Origin of the sequence: Thioclava pacifica DSM 10166 (assembly GCF_000714535.1) — a bacterium.
GTDB classification, from domain to species: Bacteria; Pseudomonadota; Alphaproteobacteria; order Rhodobacterales; family Rhodobacteraceae; genus Thioclava; species Thioclava pacifica.
This window is the reverse complement of the sequence record NZ_AUND01000019.1, coordinates 1-3,513: the sequence shown is the minus strand read 5'-3', so window position 1 is coordinate 3,513 and position 3,513 is coordinate 1. Positions and strand designations below refer to the sequence as shown.

At 53.4% G+C, this 3,513-nt stretch carries 1 tRNA gene and 2 rRNA genes; all 3 read left to right on the top strand.

The annotated features are described in order from the left end of the window. Positions 1 to 336: 336 nt before the first annotated feature. Positions 337 to 3,168 (top strand): 23S ribosomal RNA (locus TP2_RS09255). A 78-nt stretch (positions 3,169 to 3,246) separates the two neighbouring features. Then, positions 3,247 to 3,361: ribosomal RNA gene (rrf, locus tag TP2_RS09250) — 5S ribosomal RNA — on the top strand. Between the two features lie 74 nt (positions 3,362 to 3,435). Next, positions 3,436 to 3,512 (top strand) — tRNA-Met (locus tag TP2_RS09245). The last annotated feature ends 1 nt before the right edge of the window (position 3,513 follow it).

Here is a 3,513-nt window from a genome sequence, read left to right as displayed (position 1 = left end):
CCTTAGCTCAGCTGGGAGAGCGCCTGATTTGCATTCAGGAGGTCATCGGTTCGATCCCGATAGGCTCCACCAAACTTCGGTTTGATCGTTAAGCACTGAGATTGAGTGTTTAACCGTCCAACCGGACGAACATTGACATCGTTTAGAGAGATGAAACATCAGCGTCACAGGCGCCTCGTGTGAGAGGTGCGCGCTACGCAAGTAGCAAGATGTGACGTTGTCCAAGTCAAGTACACTAACCAAAGTGGAACTCCGGTTCCACGACGCGACATCTTCGGATGTTGCGGGTAAGTATGCATGCTTTTGACCGGAAGAGGTCTTGCTTCTTCCGGATCAAATCAAGCGCGAGAAGGGCGTTTGGTGGATGCCTTGGCAGTAAGAGGCGATGAAGGACGTGATACTCTGCGATAAGTCCTGGGGAGCTGAGAATAAGCTTTGATCCAGGAATTTCCGAATGGGGAAACCCACCTGACAGTTCGTTATAATTACTTCGGTAGTTTATAACGTTCTGAAACAGGTACTTATTACCTGAATACATAGGGTTTTAAGAGCGAACCCGGGGAACTGAAACATCTAAGTACCCGGAGGAAAGGAAATCAACAGATACTCCGCTAGTAGTGGCGAGCGAACGCGGACCAGCCGAACCTTGAAAGTGACCAGAATGATCTGGAAAGATCAGCCATAGTGGGTGACAGCCCCGTATGGGAAGCTCGATAGGACGCATTAAGTAGGGCGGGACACGTGAAATCCTGTCTGAAGATCGGGGGACCACCCTCGAAGGCTAAGTACTCCTTACTGACCGATAGCGAACCAGTACCGTGAGGGAAAGGTGAAAAGCACCCCGACGAGGGGAGTGAAACAGTTTCTGAAACCGGACGCCTACAAGCAGTCGGAGGGGCCTTGAGCCCTGACGGCGTACCTTTTGTATAATGGGTCAACGACTTGGTCTATCGAGCGAGCTTAAGCCGTTAGGTGTAGGCGTAGCGAAAGCGAGTCTTAAAAGGGCGTTTTAGTTCGATGGATCAGACCCGAAACCAGATGATCTAGCCATGTGCAGGATGAAGGTGAGGTAACACTCACTGGAGGTCCGAACCGACACCCGTTGAAAAGGGTCCGGATGACGTGTGGCTAGGGGTGAAAGGCCAATCAAATCTGGAGATAGCTGGTTCTCCGCGAAAGCTATTTAGGTAGCGCGTCGATTGTATTCTCCCGGGGGTAGAGCACTGCATGGATGATGGGGGCCCACAGCCTTACTGAGTCTAAGCAAACTCCGAATACCGGGAAGAACTGATCGGCAGACACACGGCGGGTGCTAACGTCCGTCGTGGAGAGGGAAACAACCCTGACCAACAGCTAAGGCCCCCAATTCGTGGCTAAGTGGGAAAGCATGTGGGACTTCCAAAACAACCAGGAGGTTGGCTTAGAAGCAGCCATCCTTTAAAGATAGCGTAACAGCTCACTGGTCTAGTCAAGAGGTCCTGCGGCGAAGATGTAACGGGGCTCAAGCCACGAGCCGAAGCTTTGGATGCACAGTGATGTGCGTGGTAGCGGAGCGTTCTGTGATATAGAACGCTGCCTCCTTACGCTCTTCGGAGCTATTGGAGGCAATGTTCTGACTGTGAAGCCGGGCTGTAAGGCATCCGGTGGAGTGATCAGAAGTGAGAATGTTGACATGAGTAGCGACAAACAGGGTGAGAGACCCTGTCGCCGAAAGTCCAAGGGTTCCTGCTTAAAGCTAATCTGAGCAGGGTAAGCCGACCCCTAAGGCGAGGCCGAAAGGCGTAGTCGATGGGAACCAGGTTAATATTCCTGGGCCATGTGGTGGTGACGGATCGCGAGGGTAGTTCGTTCTTATCGGATTGAACGGGCTGCTTAGCGGTTCCTGGAAATAGCCCCACTTTAAGATCGTACCCGAAACCGACACAGGTGGACTGGTAGAGAATACCAAGGCGCTTGAGAGAACCACGTTTAAGGAACTCGGCAAAATGCCTCCGTAAGTTCGCGAGAAGGAGGCCCCATTCTCACGCAAGTGAGGGTGGGGGGCACAAACTAGGGGGTGGCGACTGTTTACTTAAAACACAGGGCTGTGCGAAGCCGTAAGGCGACGTATACAGTCTGACGCCTGCCCGGTGCCGGAAGGTTAAAAGGAGGTGTGCAAGCACCGAATTGAAGCCCCGGTAAACGGCGGCCGTAACTATAACGGTCCTAAGGTAGCGAAATTCCTTGTCGGGTAAGTTCCGACCTGCACGAATGGCGTAACGATCTCCCCGCTGTCTCAAACGTGGACTCAGCGAAATTGAACTGTGTGTCAAGATGCACACTACCCGCGGTTAGACGGAAAGACCCCATGAACCTTTACTATAGCTTCGCACTGGCATCAGGATTGTGATGTGCAGGATAGGTGGTAGGCTTTGAAACCAGAACGCCAGTTTTGGTGGAGCCTCCCTTGAGATACCACCCTTCGCACTCTTGATGTCTAACCGCGGCCCGTTATCCGGGTCCGGGACCCTGCGTGGTGGGTAGTTTGACTGGGGCGGTCGCCTCCCAAAGTGTAACGGAGGCGCGCGAAGGTTGGCTCAGACCGGTCGGAAATCGGTCGTTGAGTGCAATGGCAGAAGCCAGCCTGACTGCAAGACTGACAAGTCGAGCAGAGACGAAAGTCGGCCATAGTGATCCGGTGGTCCCGAGTGGAAGGGCCATCGCTCAACGGATAAAAGGTACTCTGGGGATAACAGGCTGATGGTGCCCAAGAGTCCATATCGACGGCACCGTTTGGCACCTCGATGTCGGCTCATCTCATCCTGGGGCTGGAGCAGGTCCCAAGGGTACGGCTGTTCGCCGTTTAAAGAGGTACGTGAGCTGGGTTTAGAACGTCGTGAGACAGTTCGGTCCCTATCTGCCGTGGGTGTAGGATACTTGAGAAGAGTTGCCCCTAGTACGAGAGGACCGGGGTGAACGGACCACTGGTGGACCAGTTATCGTGCCAACGGTAGTGCTGGGTAGCTATGTCCGGACAGGATAACCGCTGAAAGCATCTAAGCGGGAAGCCCCCTTCAAAACTAGGTATCCCTTGAGGGCCGTGGAAGACCACCACGTCGATAGGCTGGAGATGTAAGCGCGGCAACGCGTTCAGTTGACCAGTACTAATTGCCCGATTGGCTTGATTTGATCCGGTAGTAGCCAGACATCTGGCTCCGATCAAAAAAGCATGCACAATACATGACTTGGACTTCGCTTCTTCCTCGGTTTGGTGGTCATAGCACGAGCAAAACACCCGATCCCTTTCCGAACTCGGCCGTTAAGTGCCGTCGCGCCAATGGTACTGCGTCTTAAGACGTGGGAGAGTAGGTCACCGCCAAACCTAGAAAGAAGCGAAAATATCATCTCTCAAAACGATCTCATCCCCGATCGCAAACATAAGCCCTCGGGAATTGGCGCGGGATGGAGCAGCCCGGTAGCTCGTCAGGCTCATAACCTGAAGGTCGTAGGTTCAAATCCTACTCCCGCAACCAA